The sequence below is a fragment of the Nocardiopsis sp. CNZ308 genome (genome assembly GCF_004217075.1).
Map to the genome: position 1 here is coordinate 2,276,943 of NZ_SHKJ01000001.1, position 16,158 is coordinate 2,293,100.

Annotated in this window: 10 protein-coding genes; 3 read left to right on the forward strand and 7 right to left on the reverse strand. The window is 75.4% G+C overall.

The window, feature by feature from the left end:
* Window positions 1–55: 55 nt before the first annotated feature.
* From EV372_RS09835 to rfbH, 6 genes are all read right to left on the reverse strand, one after another.
* Complete coding sequence (locus tag EV372_RS09835) at window positions 56–3,712, reverse strand: ABC transporter ATP-binding protein (RefSeq protein ID WP_130395767.1); 3,657 nt, start codon at window positions 3,710–3,712, stop codon at window positions 56–58.
* Entirely contained in the window at window positions 3,712–4,869 is a 1,158-nt protein-coding gene (locus EV372_RS09840) for a lanthionine synthetase C family protein (RefSeq protein WP_130395768.1), read from the reverse strand. Before EV372_RS09840 ends, EV372_RS09835 begins: the two co-directional genes overlap by 1 nt.
* A complete protein-coding gene (locus EV372_RS09845) occupies window positions 4,866–7,829 on the reverse strand; it encodes a lantibiotic dehydratase (RefSeq protein WP_130395769.1) in 2,964 nt (987 codons plus the stop codon). The genes EV372_RS09840 and EV372_RS09845 overlap by 4 nt, the downstream gene beginning before the upstream one ends.
* A complete protein-coding gene (locus EV372_RS09850; protein WP_130395770.1) occupies window positions 7,826–8,833 on the reverse strand; it encodes an LLM class flavin-dependent oxidoreductase in 1,008 nt (335 codons plus the stop codon). The genes EV372_RS09845 and EV372_RS09850 overlap by 4 nt, the downstream gene beginning before the upstream one ends.
* Window positions 8,834–9,048: 215 nt before the next feature.
* Window positions 9,049–9,228, reverse strand: a complete 180-nt coding sequence (locus EV372_RS09855; protein ID WP_013155689.1) for a hypothetical protein — start codon at window positions 9,226–9,228, stop codon at window positions 9,049–9,051.
* A 451-nt stretch (window positions 9,229–9,679) separates the two neighbouring features.
* Window positions 9,680–11,002 carry a lipopolysaccharide biosynthesis protein RfbH gene (gene rfbH / locus EV372_RS09860; protein WP_130395771.1) on the reverse strand — a complete coding sequence of 441 codons (1,323 nt, stop codon included), beginning with the start codon at window positions 11,000–11,002 and terminating at the stop codon, window positions 9,680–9,682.
* A 279-nt stretch (window positions 11,003–11,281) separates the two neighbouring features.
* Here rfbH and EV372_RS09865 point away from each other — a divergent pair, with 279 nt between their 5' ends.
* Window positions 11,282–12,277, forward strand: a complete 996-nt coding sequence (locus EV372_RS09865; protein WP_130395772.1) for a Gfo/Idh/MocA family protein — start codon at window positions 11,282–11,284, stop codon at window positions 12,275–12,277.
* Between the two features lie 18 nt (window positions 12,278–12,295).
* On the opposite strand, the gene EV372_RS09870 is transcribed toward EV372_RS09865, so the two are convergent.
* A complete protein-coding gene (locus EV372_RS09870; protein ID WP_130395773.1) occupies window positions 12,296–13,549 on the reverse strand; it encodes an activator-dependent family glycosyltransferase in 1,254 nt (417 codons plus the stop codon).
* A 206-nt stretch (window positions 13,550–13,755) separates the two neighbouring features.
* Between EV372_RS09870 and EV372_RS09875 the strand changes: the two genes are divergently transcribed.
* Together EV372_RS09875 and EV372_RS09880 are read left to right on the forward strand one after the other, a co-directional pair.
* Window positions 13,756–15,030 (forward strand): activator-dependent family glycosyltransferase, encoded by a 1,275-nt coding sequence (locus EV372_RS09875; protein ID WP_130395774.1) that lies wholly within the window; start codon window positions 13,756–13,758, stop codon window positions 15,028–15,030.
* 190 nt (window positions 15,031–15,220) lie between these two features.
* On the forward strand, window positions 15,221–16,156 hold the full coding sequence (locus EV372_RS09880) for an ABC transporter ATP-binding protein (RefSeq protein WP_253795624.1): 936 nt from the start codon (window positions 15,221–15,223) through the stop codon (window positions 16,154–16,156).
* The last annotated feature ends 2 nt before the right edge of the window (window positions 16,157–16,158 follow it).

Sequence of the window (16,158 nt, forward strand, 5' to 3'; positions counted from 1 at the left end):
CGCCGGTGACACCACGGGGCGACGGGACACCCGCGCCGGGCGGGGCCGCCCGGCCTCAGACCGGCACGGGCCCCGCCCCGCTGCTCCGCCACAGGCGGGCGTAGGCGCCCCCCGACGCCGACAGCTCCCCGTGCGTGCCCGTCTCGACCACCCGGCCGCCGTCGAGCACCGCGATCCGGTCCGCGCGGGCGGCCGTCGCCAGGCTGTGGGTGACCACGAAGGTCGTCCTCCCCCGGGACAGGCGGTCCATCGCCGTCAGCACGGCGCGCTCGGTGCCCGGGTCCAGCCCCGCGGAGGGCTCGTCCAGCAGCAGCACGTCGGGGTCCACCAGCTGCGCCCGCGCCAGCGCGACGAGCTGTCGCTGCCCGGTGGACAGGCCGCGCCCGCGCTCGCCGACCGGATGGCGCATCCCCCAGGGCAGGGCCGCCACGGCGTCCAGGGCGCCGACCGCGCGCACGGCCTCCTCCACCTCACGGTCACTGGCCCCGGGGCGTCCGTAGCGCACGTTGTCGGCGACTGTCCCGGTGAACAGGTGGGGCTCCTGGGGGACCACCCCGAGTCTGCGCCGGTGCTCGGCCGGGTCGAGGTCGCGCACGTCCGTCCCGTCCACCAGGACCGCGCCCCGGTCGGGGTCGTGGAAGCGGGCGATGAGCCTGACCACGGTGGACTTCCCGGCGCCGGTCTCGCCGACCAGCGCCACGGTCTCGCCCGGGTCGGCGGACAGGGTGACGTCGGCCAGGGCGGGCCCGCCCGCGCCGGGGTAGGCGAAGCCGACCCCCTCCAGGCGCACGCGGCCGCCGCCCCGCCGGACCGGTGCGGGGACCGCGCGCCGGGAGGCCGCGGCGGTGGGCGGCGTGCGCAGCAGTCCGCCGATGCGGTCCACGCCCACGCGCGCCTGCTGGTAGCTGTCGAAGACCACCGACAGCTGCTGGAACGGGGCGTAGAACATCCCCAGGTAGAGCAGGAACGCGGTCAGGACGCCCACCGACAGGGTGCCCTCCGCCACCCGGTACGCGCCCGCCCCGAGGACGGCGGCGGTGGACACGTCCCCGAGCAGGGTGACGAACGGGAAGTACAGGGCGATGTGGCGCTGGGCGGTCAGCCGGGTCCTGCGGTAGCGGTCGGACAGGGCGGCGAAGCGCTCGCTCGCGCCGTCCTCGGCCCCGGCCGCCTGGGACTCGCGCGCCCCCGCCACCTGTTCCTGGAGGTCGGCGTTGACCTCCCCGATCCGTTCCCGGGACAGGTGGTAGGCCAGCGACACGCAGCGGCGGAAGTACAGGGTCGCGGCGAGCAGCACCGGCAGGACCGCCAGGGCGACCAGGGCCAGGCCCGGGTCCAGCACCAGCATCGCCACGACCATCCCCAGCACGGTGGCGCCGTTGACCACGACGATGGTCAGCCCGCTCTCCACGAACGTGGACAGCGCGGTGACGTCGGTGGTCATGCGGGTCATGGTCCCGCCGCCGCGCTCGCGCTCGTGGAAGTCCACGCCGAGCCGGTGCAGGTGCCGGAAGACGCGCAGGCGCAGGGCGTACAGGGCGCTCTCCCCGGTCCGGGTGACCACGCGGGGCTGGAGGGCCAGGATCCACCAGTTGACCGCCACCAGGGCCAGGGCCGCCGCGCCCACGGCCGCGACCACGCCCGCGTCGCCGGGGGCGACGCCCCGGTCCAGGCCCCAGCGCAGCACCACGGGCAGGGCGGTGGTGGCCAGGGCGTCGGCCAGGACCAGCAGGACGGCGAGGGTCAGCAGGGCCCGGACGGGGGCCAGCACCCGGCGGACGCCGAAGCGCGCTCCGGGCTCCTCCGGCGGCGTGCGGCCCAGGCGCTCGGCGGGGCGGTCGTCGGCGGCGGGCAGCGCGGCCTCGTCGGGGTCGGTCGCCTCCGGCACGGGTTCGGGCCACAGGGGGGAGCCGCCGCCCTCGGGGGCCGGGGCCGGTTCCTCGACGCCGCCCCCGTCCCCGGCGCACAGCCGCGCGAAGAGCGGACAGCGCCGGGTCAGTTCCGCCTCGGTGCCCACGTCCACCACCCGGCCCCCGTCGAGCACCGCGATCCGGTCGGCGAGGGCGAGGGTGGACCTGCGGTGGGCCACGAGCAGGACGGTGCGGTCGGCGGTGACGTCGGCGAGCGTGGCGACCATGGCGGCCTCGGTGGCGGCGTCCACGGCCGAGGTGGCGTCGTCCAGCACCAGGACGCGGGGGTCGCCCAGGAGCGTGCGGGCCAGGGCCACGCGCTGGCGCTGGCCGCCGGACAGGGTCAGGCCGCGCTCTCCCACGGGGGTGTCGTAGCCGTCGGGGAGCGCGCGGACGAACTCGTCGGCCCCGGCGGCGCGGGCCGCCGCGCGGACCTGCTCGCGGGTGGCGTGCGGGCGTCCGTACGCGATGTTGTCGGCGACCGAGCCGGAGAACAGGAACGGCTCCTCGAAGGCCACGCCGACCGCGGCGCGCAGCGAGCGCAGGCGCAGCGAGCGCACGTCCACCGCGCCGCCGGGCGGGCCGATCCGCACGGCGCCGCCGGTGGTGTCGTAGAAGCGCGGCAGCAGCAGCGAGACGGTGGACTTGCCCGACCCGGAGGGGCCGACCAGCGCCAGGGTCTCGCCCGGGCGCACGCTCAGGGACAGCCCGTCGAGCACGGTGGAGTCGCGGGTGTAGCCGAAGCGCACGCCGTCCAGCTCCACGCCGACCGGCCCCTCGGGCACGTCGGCGGCGTCGGGCGCGTCGGTGACGTCGGGGCGGGAGTCGGCGAGGTCGAACACGCGCAGGGCCGCGGGCCGCACGAGCTGGGCGCTCATGACCAGGTTGGACAGGGACGCCGACGGCGCGGTGAGGGTGACCATGTACCCGGAGAAGGCGACGAGGGCGCCCAGGGACACCTCGCCGCGCGCGACCAGCCACGCGCCCACCACCAGCACGGCGGCCTGGCCGAGGTAGGGCAGCACGCCGAGGGTGGCGCTGGGAGCCGCCTGCATGCGGGCCACGCGCATGCGCTCGCCGAACAGGCGGGCGGCGAGGTCGGCCAGGCGCCGGGTCTCGCGCTCCTCCTGTCCGAAGGCCTTGACGACGCGGACGCCGGTCACGGTCTCCTCGACGTGCTGGGCGATCTCGGCGGTGCGGCGCTGCACGGCCATGGTCGCGGGCGGCATGCGCCTGCTCACGCGCGCCGTCACCACGACGAAGGAGACCACGACGGCCGCGGCCACGACGGTGAGCGCGGGGGAGAGCCACAGCATCGCGGAGAAGGCGAACACGATGAGCACGAGGCCGCCCAGGGCCTGCGGCGCGGTGGCCAGCAGCCCCTGGACCAGTTGCAGGTCGGTGCCCGCGCGCGACATCACCTGACCGGTGCGCAGGGTGTCCTGTTTGCCGCCGTCGAGCCGCTGGACCGAGTCGAACACGGCCGTGCGCAGGTCGTGCTGGACTCCCAGGGCCAGCTTGCCGGACAGGAACTGGCGGGCGAACGCCCCGGCGAACTGGAGCGCGGCGGCTCCCAGCAGGGCGAGCCCGAGCACGCCGATCCGGTCCGTGCGCCCCTGGACCGCGTCGTCCACGGCGATCTGGGCGGCCAGCGGCGCCAGCGCGGTCAGCCCGGTCCCCAGGACGGCCGCCGCGGCCACCCCCGCGGCCAGCCCCGGGTGGCGGCGGCAGGCGGACAGCAGCCGCAGGACCCAGTGGCGGCCCCGGGCGGCGGGCGCTCCGGTCGGCGGGGAGGCGGGCATCAGACCTCCGGTGTGACGGGGCGCGCCAGGACGAGCTGCTCCCACGCGGGCCGCGTCCCGGTGGCCGCGTACAGCAGTGCCAGGGCCACGCCCGCGTCCCCTTCGAGGAAGGAGGCGTCGCGGATCATCCCGGCGGGGTTGAAGTAGGTCAGCGGCCCCTCGGCGCGCCGCTCGGCGAGCCAGCCGGTCCAGCGCCGGACGCACTCCAGCCCCTCGGGCAGGCCGTGGTCGTCGTGGGCGCGGCGGCCGAACCAGACCAGTCCGGCGGCACCGTGGCACACGCACCCGTCCGTGATCCCGCAGTCCCGCTCGGGCCGGGTGGCGACCGCCGAAGCGGTGGCGCGGGCCAGGGCGGCGTCGCGCGGGTCCCCGGTGACCCCGGCGGCCGCGGTCAGGGCCAGGGCGATACCGGGGTCTCCCGAGCACCAGGTGGCGCGGGCGGGCGTGTAGCGCGTCTCGACGCGGTGCGGGAAGACGGCGTGGGAGAAGTCGCCGCGCTGGGCGCGCAGCCAGCGCACGGAGTCGTCGAGCAGCGGGCGTGCGCGCGGGGCGGCGGCCGTCCCGGCGGCCGAGGCGAGGTAGGACACCAGTCCGGCGGTGCCGTGGGCGGCGCCGAGCACCCGGCAGCCCGCGGACTGGTCGGCGCGGCGCGCCGGGGAGTCGCCCAGGCGCAGGAACAGGCCGTCGCCGTCGCGTTCGGCGCGCTCCTCGACCACGTCCAGGACGCCGGAGGTGGCCTTGTCGCGGAACCCGGCGTCGGGGTGGGCCAGGGCGTAGGCGCCCAGGCCCAGCACGCCCATGGGCAGATCGACCTCGCCCTCGGCGGGGTAGTCGGCGATCCACCGCAGGACGGCGTCGTCCACGGCGCCCAGTCCGGACGGCTCGGTGCCGCGCTCCCGGGCGAGCCGGAGCGCGGTCCACCCGGCCTGGGCGGCGCCCCGGTAGAGCCAGGGGCCGGTGCCGCCGCCGGAGCGCAGCAGGCCCATCGCCTCGTGGAAGGCGTCCTCCGCGCGGTGGTCCTCGCCGAGGGCGCGGGTGAACTCCATCCGGGCCACGGCCTGGTCCAGCAGCAGCGGGAACGTGGGGTTCTCGCGCACCTGGGCGTCCATGTCGTCCAGGAACCGTCGCGCCAGGTCCAGTGTGTCCGCGTCGTTCATCGTTTCCTGCCCTCCAGTGCGTGCAGACGGCGCAGGTGGCGCCGGGCGAGTTCGTGCGCCAGGTACTCCATGCGCACCGCGTCGAAGGCGAAGGTCCGGTTCAGGTGCAGGTGCAGCGCCGACCCGAACACCGACCACCGGCCGCGGGTCCCGGTCCCGGGCGCCAGCGCGGCGGCCAGCGCGCCCAGGGCCTTGGCCACGTCCTCGTCGGGGCGGACCCCCTCCACGTGGGCGCGCAGGGCGGCCTCGTGCGCGCGGGCGAACTTGCCGAGGCGGTTGCCCTCGCGGGTGGGGGCCACGTCCAGGCCGCCCTGGCACGCGCGCAGGAACTCCTCGCGCTCGTCGAAGGCGGCGAACAGCTCGGTGCACCAGTGGGTGACGTCGGCGACCGCCCGGTAGAGGCGGTCGGACTCGTCGGCCAGCTCCGGCAGCGCGGCGGCGACGCGGTCGCTGGAGGCGGTGAACAGCCCCTCGGCCGCCCGCAGGCCCTCGGTGCCGCCGTAGCGCGCCACCTCGGGCACGTACTCGTCCAGGACGACCCTGCTGACCAGGCCCTCGGCGGCCAGCCGGGCTCCGAGGGCGTCCACGGCGGTCAGCACGCCGGGCCGTGCGGCGGGTTCGGCCGGGCGGACCCGCACCCGCACGTGGTAGCCGTCCCCGTCCTGGTAGCGGAGGAAGAACCACTGGTCGGCCTCCCCCGCGGCGCGCAGGTCCGAGGAGAGCCGGTGGGCGCGCGCCACCACCTGGTCGGCGGTGGCGTGCCCGCAGTACAGGCGGGCGTAGACCCAGGCCCGGCCGTGGCCGCGGTCCAGGAGGGCCGTCCCCGCGCCGGTGCCGGGCGGTTCGCGCAGGACGGGTCCGGTGGGCACGACCACCTCGGCGACGTGGCCCCCGCCGGGGCCGCGCACGGCGGGCGCCTCGGCCTGGGGCATCTCCACGAAGGCGGTGTCGCGGTCGCCGGTGCGCGCCAGGGCGGCGCGCACCGAGGCGTCCTCGCGCAGGTCCACGGGGAGCACGTGGTCGTACTCGCCGGTGCCCACCCAGGTGCGCCCGCCCAGGCCGGGCAGGCGGTCGCGCAGCGCGGCGGCCGGGGAGGGCGCGGACAGGACCGCGGCGACGTCCCCGGGGCGCAGCAGCCAGCGCTCGGGGGCGACCACGACCCGGCCGCAGGTGACGCGGGGCAGGTGGGGCAGACGGGCCAGCGGTCCCCACGACCAGCCCGCTCCCCCGGACGTGGCCAGGTGGCCCAGCACCGCGTAGACCGGGTCCAGGCCGTGGAAGTCGACGTTGTGGGCGGTGTTGAGCTCCACGAGGACGGGTCGGCCGGTGCGGGCGTCGCGCAGGCGGAAGCCGTCCGGGCACAGGCGCAGGAGCAGCCGGTCCAGGTGCAGGGTGCCCGCGTGGGCGCCGGTCAGGGCGATGGTCTCGTCCAGCACGCGGGGGCGCACCAGGACGTTGCCGATGCGTCCGCCCGGGTGGTAGACGAGTTCGGCGTGGAGGGGGTTCCGCTCGGGGTCCGCGGCGCCGTGCCGCCCGCGGGCGCGGTCGACCTGCTCCCGGACGCGGTCGGCGACGGCGGGGCGGTGGAGGCCGAACCGGGCCGCCAGGGCGTGGGGGGCGCGGCCGACCCCGCCGACGAGCATGCTGTGCGGTCCGTCGTGGGAGGAGGGGTCGGCGTCGCCGAGCAGGACGGCCAGCAGCGCGCGGGAGCCGTCGGTGTCGGCCTCGGGCAGGTGGGCGATGTCCACGGAGCCGCCGTCGAGGTGGCCGCCGTCGGCGGTCCAGCGTCCGAGCAGGTCGAGCAGCTCGGGGTTGACGGTGGGTTCGGCGGGGCGGGAGCCGGTGCGCAGGCCCGCCCTGGCGGCGAGTTCGGAGGCGCCGCGCTGGGCGGGCCGCAGCACGCCCGACTCCAGGTCCAGCGCGCTCAGCAGCGGCACCTCGGCGTCCTCGAAGCGCTGGGCGAAGGCGGCGCGGAAGGAGGCCATGTCGAAGCCGGGTCCGCCGCCGGGGGAGGAGAGGGCGGCGAGGCGGCGCACGGCGGAGCGCAGGTCGGCGACGGTGCGCCGGTCCAGGCTGGCGGCGCGCATGGCGAGTTCGGGGTGCAGGTCGAAGCGTTCGGCGTACCCGGTCCGGGCCAGGGCGGGCGCGTGGTGGGCGGCGCGGTCCCAGGCGGTGTCGAGACGGTCGCGCAGCCCCGGCTCGAAGGGGCGCTCCCCGGCGGCGTCGGCCAGCAGGACGCGCACGGCGGCGGCCCGGTCGCGGTCGCCGACGGCGTCCAGGAGGCGCACGGCCCGGTCGGCGGGCTCGTCGCCGGGGGCGATCAGGCCGTCGGAGGGCTGGAGCAGACCCCTGTCCCGCAGTCCGCGCACGAAGGCGCGCAGGCGGTCGGGCTCCACGCCGGGCAGCCGCTCGGCGAGCGCGTCGGCGAGGTCGGCTGTGCTCATCTCGGCTCCGCCGAGGACCTCCAGGGCGGTGTCGATGGCCTCGGTGCGCCGCACGCTCACCACGGCCGCGGTGGCGTCGCCCGGGGCGGCGAAGCGCACGGCGGAGGGGCCGACCCCGGCCAGGGGGTTGAGCCTCAGGGGGACGTGGTCGGGGTCGGCGTCGGCGAGGGCGTCGGCGACCGTCTCCTCCAGGGCGCGCACGTCCACGCGCACCCGCACGCGGTGCCGGTCGCGCCGGTCGGCCTCCAGGTCGCGGCGGTCCCCGACCGACAGCGGCGCGGTTCCGGCGAACAGCCCGTAGGGGGTGGCGCGACCGCCCATGCGCGCGAGATAGCGCAGCAGGGTGGCGCGGGCGCGCTCCTCGGAGGCGGACGCGGTGCGCAGGTGGGGGTCGGCGGCCAGGTCGACGGCCATGGCTGCGACGGGGTCGTGGACGTCGCCCGCGGCGACCATGCGGGCGGACTCCTCGACGCTGAGCAGGGGGACGCGGACCAGGCCGAAGTCCGGCCCGCTCACCGGGCACCGCTCCCCGTGGCGGCGGTCGCGGAGGGGTCGGCTCCGACGGCGTGCGCGGTGTCGCCGGCGGGTACGGCGCTCCCGGCGGGGGCGGCTCCGACGGGAGGGGCCGCGCGGCGGCGCACGGCGGCGAAGACCTCCTCCACGGCGCGCAGGTGGTCCTCCGGGTCGCTGGACAGCTCGGTGACGACCGCCTCGTCGGCGCCGGTGATGGCCAGGACGCGGTGGACCGCTTCGGCGCACTGGTCGGCCGTGCCCGCGCAGTTGACCCGCACGCCCTGGCGCAGGCTGTCGGCGCGCGCCGTGGCGGGGTCGTCGTTGGCGACCAGGGCCAGGGCCACGGCCGTGCGCCCGCCGGGGCGGGCCGCGCGGTAGGCCCTGAGCGTGCTGACGCAGGCGTCCACGTCGGTGTTGAAGAACAGGGCGTGGCAGTAGTGGGTGCCGGTCCTGGCCGCGATCTCCGCGGAGCGGTTCCCGGCGCCGTGCGACCAGAGCTGGAACCCGGTGTCCACCGGATCGACCCACTCCGCGCCCCCGCGCAGGAGGGAGACGGTCGCGTCGATGACGGCGCCGACGTCCTCGCCGCGCTCGCGCAGGTGGGCCAGGTCCTCGGCCGCTCCCCCGCTCACGTCGCCCCGGCCGAACCCGACGTCGAGGCGGTCGGGACAGAAGTGCGCGGCGGCGGCGACGTCCTCGGCGGTCAGGTGGGGGTCGCGGATCCTGGACAGCGTGACGGCGGTGCCCACGCGCACGCGCCGGGTGTGGCTGCCCAGGACGGCGGCCAGCAGCAGCGGGTTGGTGCTGGGCACGCCGGAGGCGTGGTGCTCGGGCAGCCAGACGCGGCTGTAGCCCAGCCGCTCGGCGAGCAGGGCCGAGGCGAAGGCGGTGTCGCGCTTGTCCCGGACGGGTCGGCCCTCGGTCAGGTCGAGGTACTCCAGCAGGCCCAGCGGCGGCGCGGCGTCCAGCGGCGTCTCCTCGCGGTCCTGCGCTGTGTCGTCGTGCATGGGGGACTGCCTCCTCGGCCGGAGTCCGCGCCCGCGGCGCCGCGCTCGCGGAAGGTACGGAAAACACCTGTGGATGCGCCGCGGGGCGGCGGTCGCCGGGCGACCGCCGCCCCGGGCGTGGTCGTGCCGGGCCGCGGTGGATCAGGGACGGGGTTCCACCGTTACGGACGGCCGAGTGCCGCCCACGGCCTCTGTGGGGACTGCGGGTCCACCCCCTAGCAGGAGATGGTGTTGGCGCTCGGGCAGGGGGTGCCCCAGCAGGTGGTGCCGAAGGTGATCGGGCCGGGGGCCTCGGCGCCGCTGTTCTCGACGGACTGGCCCGAGCCCGGGGTCTCGAAGGTCTCGGCGTCGACGTCGAGGTTGATCTCGGGGCGGCTGCTGGCGGAAGTGGCCATGGGGAATGCCTTTCACGACTCATGGCGACCGTTTTGTCGGTAACGCCTGGTGTGAAATACACATTAGGCTCCGTCCGCGCCGCGGTCTTCATTCACGCGGACCATTTTCCCTTCCTCCTTCGGGGCGAATTCACGGCCCCCCGAGGGACGACCCCCCGTCCCCGGGGGCGGGGGTCGCGCAAAGGAGGCGCCCACCCGAAGGAGGAGCGCGAATGCCCGCGTTCCGGGAAACGGACCCGCTTCCACCTGCGTTTCTCCCTGACCCACCCGACACGACGGCTGCGGCGCGGTCGCCCGTGGCCGGGACCGCGCCGCCCCGTGCCTCCACCCCGGGGAGGAGACGCGCCGACCCGAGACCAGGGCCCCGGATAACAGCAAAAAGCCATGCGAATACCCCGAAAAAGGGAAAACCCCGGCCGCCGAGACGGCGGCCGGGGCGCCCGGCACCGCGTCAGAGGACGCCCTTGTGCCGTTCCTTGACGAACTCGGTGATCGAGGAGACCACGTAGTCGATCATCTCGTCCGTGAGCCCGGGGTAGACCCCGGTCCAGAAGGTCCGCTCCGTGGCGATGTCGCTGTTCTCCAGGTCTCCGGACACGCGGTGCGGCCGGTCCAGGTAGGCGGGGTGCCGGGTCAGGTTGCCCGCGAAGAGCAGGCGGGTGCCGATCCGCCGGGACTCCAGGAAGTGGACCAGCTCGGCCCGGTCGAACGGCGCCCCGGGGTCCACGGTGACCACGAAGCCGAACCAGCTCGGATCGCTGTTGGGCGTGGCCTCCGGCAGGATCAGGCCCGGAAGCCCGTCCAGGCCCTCCCGCATCCGGCGCCAGTTGCGGCGCCGGGCCTCGCCGAAGGAGTCGAGCTTGTCGAGCTGGCTCAGCCCGAGCGCCGCCTGGAGGTCGGTCCCCTTCAGGTTGTAGCCCACGTGGGAGAACGTGTACTTGTGGTCGTAGCCGGGGGGCAGGGTCCCGAGCTGGTAGCTGAAGCGCTTGCGGCAGGTGTCGCTCTCACCGGGCTCGCACCAGCAGTCCCGCCCCCAGTCGCGCATGGACTCCACCACACGGGCCAGCATGAGGTTGGACGTGAGCACGCAGCCGCCCTCGCCCATGGTGAGGTGGTGCGCCGGGTAGAAGCTGACCGTCGACAGGTCGCCGAAGGAGCCCGTCACCTGCCCGTCGTAGAGGGAGCCCACGGCGTCGCAGTTGTCCTCGATCAGGAACAGGTCGCGCTCCTCGGCCAGGCGCGCCATCTCCCGCGCCTCGAACGGGTTGCCCAGCGCGTGGGCGACCATGATCGCCCGGGTGCGGGGGCCGATGGCCCGTTCCACCCTTTCGACCGTGGTGTTGTACGTGCGCAGCTCGATGTCCACGAACACGGGTACGAGCCCGTTCTGGAGGATCGGGTTGACGGTCGTCGGGAACCCGGCGGCGACCGTGACGACCTCGTCGCCGGGGCGCAGCCGCTGGTCCTCCAGCAGGTGCGAGGTCAGGGAGGACAGCGCGAGCAGGTTGGCCGAGGAGCCGGAGTTCGTGAGGTGGGCCTTGCGCCTTCCGAGCCTGCGGGCGAACGCGGACTCGAAGCGGCGTGCGCTGGGGCCCGCCGCGATGCGCATGTCGAGGGCGGCCGCGACCAGGGCCACCCTGTCCTCCTCGTCCAGGACCGCCCCGGAGGGCCAGATCTCCGTCACCCCCGGAACGAACTCGCGTTCGGTGCGGGTGGACCGGTGGTGCTCACGGACCGCATCGAGAACCGCCGCCGCCTCGTCACTCGTCGCCATACGTGGTACTTCCCTCCTGGGCTCGCGGCCCGGACGGGAGCGGACCCCTCCGGCCGCTTCCGCGGACACCGGACCCTCCCGGCCTCCGGGCCCGGGTACAGCGCCGAAAGAATAGGGGAAGCGCCGTGCGGCACCACCCCCGTCAGGAGGGGGTCCGCCCTCCGGCACGGACGGCGGCGCCCCCGCCCGCCGCGGCTCTGGCAGTATGGCCGCGCCGAGTCCGTGGCCGGCTGCCGCCGCCACCGGTGTCTCGGCAGCGGTCGACACGAGGGAGGTCGTGTGTCCTCGACGCTCGGGGGTACGGGAGCGCCGGTACGGCTCGGACTGGTCGGCTGCGCCGACATCGCCTGGAGGCGCGTTCTGCCCGCCGTGGCGGTGACGCCCTCGGTGGAGCTCGTCGCCGTGGCCAGCCGCGACCCCGCCAAGGCGCGCGGGTTCGCCGAGCGCTTCGGCTGCGAGGCCGTCACCGGCTACGCCGACCTGCTCGCGCGTCCGGACCTGGACGCCGTGTACATGCCGCTCCCGGTGGGGCTGCGGCACGAATGGGTGGGCCGGGCCCTGGAGGCCGGGCTCCACGTCCTGTCCGAGAAGCCCCTGACCGTCGGCGAGCGGACCTCGGCCGAGCTGGTCGCCGAGGCCGGTCGGCGCGGCCTGACCGTCATGGAGAACTTCGCCTTCCGGCACCACTCCCAGCACCACGAGCTGAGGCGGCTGCTGGAACGCGGCGCGGTGGGGCGCACGCGCGCGCTGATGTGCGAGTTCGGCGTGCCGGCGCGCGCTCCGGGGGACATCAGGCACGACCCGGCGCTGGGCGGCGGAGCGCTGCTCGACGTGGGCGTGTACCCGCTGGGCCTGGCCCAGTTCCTGTTGGGCGACGACCTCCGCGTGCGCGGCGGCTTCCTGGACCACGCGCCGGACACGGGGGTGGACGCGCGGGGTTCGGTGCTGCTCTCGGGTCCGGGCGGGGTCGCGGTGCAGCTCGGATTCGGCTTCGGGATGCACTACCGCAACACCTACACCGTCTGGGGGGAGAAGGGGACCCTGCGGCTGGACCGGGCCTTCACACCTCCCGAGACGCTGCGCCCCACCCTGGAGCTGCGCACGGACGAGGGGACCGAGAACCTGTCCCTGGAGGCCGACCACCAGTTCCGCAACCTGTTGACGGCGTTCGCGGACGGTGTGCGGGGGCGGGCCGCCGTGGACGCGGCGCCGGTCCTGGCCCTCGCCGGCCTGGTCGAACGCGTCCGCGAGGCCGCCGCCCACTCCCCGGTCTGAGCGCGTGCGCGCCGGGCGTCAGCCCCTCGCCCGGCGGACGAGCGCGTCGGCGAGGTCGGACGGCGAGGGCATCGCGCGCATCGCGTCGCGCACGCGCGCGGTGCCCCGGGCCAGGGCCGGGTCCTCCAGAAGCCGGGAGACCGCCGTGCTGACGTCCCCGGCGGTCATGGTCCGGTGGGGGACGGAGACAGCCGCGTCCTGCGCGGCGAGCATGTCGGCGAGCATCGGATCGTCGAACCAGCTGGGGACGATGACCTGCGGCACCCCCGCGTCCAGTCCCGTGAGCACGGTCCCCCACCCCCCGTGGTCGACCATGGCGGCGCAGGTGGGGGCCAGGGCGTGCAGGGGCACGTACTCGACCAGGCGGGCGTTGCCGGGGACGGTGCCGAGCTTGGCCTGTTCGCGGGCGGGCAGGGTGGCCACGACCTCCACGTCCAGCTCGGCCAGACCCTCCAGGAGGTCCCGGAACACGTCCCCGCCCCGGTCCTGACCCATGAGGGTGGTGCCCAGGGTGACGCAGACGCGGGGGCGGGCGGGGGGTGTGCGCAGCCAATCGGGGACGACGGCGCGTCCGTTGTAGGGCACGTAGCGCACCGGCAGGTACTCCAGGTGCGGGGGCGTGTCCACCCTGAGGGGGGAGGGCACCTGCTCGATGGTGGCCTGGCCGTGGACCAGGGTCTCGGAGAAGTCCACGCCGTACCGGGCGGCCCTGGCCCCCAGCCACGCGGCCAGGGGGTCCTCGCGCTCGGAGGCGGGCCGCTCGCCCATCCGCGCCAGGAAGCGCGCGCGGGTGCGGGCGAAGATGTCGGCCCCCCACAGGTAGCGCACGTGCGCGGCCCCGCACGCCTCCGCGGCGATCGCCCCGGCGAAACTCACCGAACCCCAGACCACCAGCTCGGGGCGCCACTCGCGGCAGAAGGCGACCAGGTCGTCGACCATGGGGTCGTTGACCATCCGCCACCACCACGGCACCACACGGCGGTAGCCCTCCAGGAGGTACTCCCAGGGGACCCGCTCGTAGGGGTCGGTGACGCGGCCGAACAGCGGGACGTCGTCGAGGGTGTCGTGGAGGTCGAAGGCCTTCATCGTGCGCCAGAAGGCGTGGTCCCTGCCGACGGCGGTGAAGGGCAGTCCCGCCCCCGCCGCGACGGGCTCCAGCGCGGGCTGGCTGGCCACCCGCACCTCGTGGCCCGCGGCGCGCAGCGCCCACGCCAGCGGAACCATGCCGAGGAAGTGCGGCTTCTCCGCGGCCGCGGCCAAGAGCACACGCATGTCCCGTCCCCTCCTCGAAACGCGTCGGAAGACTAGGGGAGTACGCGTCGGCCCGTCCAACCCCGGTCGGCGCCGGACCGCCCACGCGCCGCCTCCGCCCCCTCGTCCGGAACTGGTAGACATGGCGCTTCCGCCGGAGCGGCCCCCGCTCCGCGCCCTCCACACCTCGGTGCCCCCACCGACCAACGACCCCCAGGAGAGCGACCGTGCGCGTCGTCGTGGCGTCCCTCGCCGAGAAGACGAACTTCCTGAGCCTGGTGCCCCTGGCGTGGGCGCTGCGCGCCGCCGGGCACGAGGTGCGGGTGGCCAGCCAGCCCGCGCTGGAGCCCGTGGTGCGGGAGACGGGCGTGCCGTTCGTCGCGGTGGGGCGCGACCACGGGTTCTGGCGCCATCTCACCGCCCGGTCCTCCTTCGACGGGATGCGGGGAGGCGTCCCCCTCTTCTCCGTGTACGGCCGGGGCGGGCCGGAGGGCTCCTGGGAGGAGACCCTGGAGGAGTACCGGCAGGTCGTCACCTGGTGGTGGCGGATGGTCAACGACCCCATGGTCGACGACCTGGTCGCCTTCTGCCGCGAGTGGCGCCCCGACCTGGTCGTGTGGGAGCCCATCACCTTCTCGGCGGCGATCGCCGCCGAGGCCTGCGGGGCCGCGCACGTGCGCTACCCCTGGGGCGCGGACGTGTTCGGCGCCGTGCGCGCGCGCTTCCTGGCGCGGATGGGCGAGCGGCCCGCCTCCGAACGCGAGGACCCCCTGGCCGACTGGCTGGGGGCCAGGGCCGCCCGGCACGGCGTGGACTTCTCCGAGACCCTGGTCCACGGCCAGGCCACCGTCGAACAGATCCCCGCGTCCCTGCGCGTGGACACGCCCCCGCACCTGGACTACCTGCCGGTGCGCTACGTGCCCTACAACGGACGCGCCGTCGTCCCCCACTGGCTGCGCACACCCCCCGCCCGCCCCCGCGTGGCCCTGTGCCTGGGCACCAGCACGGCGGCGTGGCTGGGCAGGTTCGGGGTGGACGTGGCCTCGGTCCTGGAGGGTCTGGCCGAGCTGGACGTGGAGGTGGTGGCCACCCTGCCCGCCCGCGAACAGGAAAGACTCGGCACTGTCCCCGGCAACGCCCGCCTGGTCGAGTACGTGCCCCTGCACGCCCTGGCCCCCACCTGCGCCGCCATGATCACCCACGGCGGGACGGGCACCGTCCTGACCGGTCTGGCCCACGGGGTCCCGCAGCTCGTCTCGCCCCGGCCCACCTTCGACGAACCCCTGCTGGCCTCGTCGGTCGCGGCCGAGGGCGCGGCGCTGGTCGTGGACCCCGACCGCATGGACGCCGCCACCGTCACCGAGGGCGTGCGCGCCCTCCTGGAGGACCCCCGCCACACAGGCGCCGCCCGCGCCCTGCGGGCACGCATGGACGCCATGCCCACCCCCGCCGACCTCGCCCGCACCCTCACCGCGCGCCGGCCCGCATTCCGAAGCAAATGAAACCAGGCCGAAACGCCACATCGAAAACAACCGGAACATAAACGGACACTTTCTGTGGTTCACTGGCCCGGACCGCGGAACGCCACGGAGAAAAGGCGGCGCGGAAAGGGCGCGGCCGCGTCGGGGAGGAACGCGCGAAACAGCCGACCGCCCGGCGGACCGCGAAGGCACAGAGGAGCGAGGAGGGCCCGTGCCCATCCTGGAAGTCCAAGGAGTGAGCAAGAGATATGGGAAGAACCTGGCGGTCGACGACGTCAGCTTCTTCATCGACGAGGGGGAGACCTACGGCCTGCTGGGACCCAACGGAGCGGGAAAGTCCACCACGATCGGCATGATCACCGGCATCCTGCGCCGGGACGCCGGAACGATCCTCGTGGACGGCGTCGAGCACAGCGTCACGAACAGGAAAAGCAAGTCCCTCATCGGGTTCGTCCCCCAGGAACTCGCCCTCTACCACGACCTCAGCGCACGCGACAATCTGCGTTTCTTCGCGCGCATGTACGGACTCTCCTCCTCGGAGGCGCGCAGTCGGACGGAGGAGGTCCTGGAAACGGTCGGCCTCTCCGAGCGCGCCGGTGAGGCCGTATCCAAATTCTCCGGAGGAATGGCCCGAAGGCTCAATATCGGCCTCGGACTGCTCAACAACCCGAGGCTCCTCATCCTCGACGAACCGACGGTCGGCGTGGACCCCCAGAGCCGCAACTCCATCCTGGAGAGCGTGGACGCCCTGACGCGGGGCGGCGTCTCCGTGCTCTACACGACGCACTACATGGAGGAGGCCGAACGCCTCTGCGACCGCGTCGGCATCATCGAGGGCGGCCGCATCCGCGCCGAGGGCACGCAACGCGAACTGGTCGCCCAGGTGGGCGAGGACGACACGGTCCTGGTCACCCTGGACTCCCCCGGCGAGAGGCTGCTCGGCGCCCTGCGCGCGCTGGACCGCGTGGACGAGGCGACCTGCGAGGGGAACCGGATCAGGCTCCTGACGCCCGACGCCCGGGACGTCCTGCCCCGCATCCTCGACACCCTCACGCGGGAGGGCGCAGGCATCAGGTCGGTCGAGGTCCAGGAGCCGGACCTGGAAGCCGTCTTCCTGCGCCTGACCGGGAAGGGACTCCGGGAGTAGCC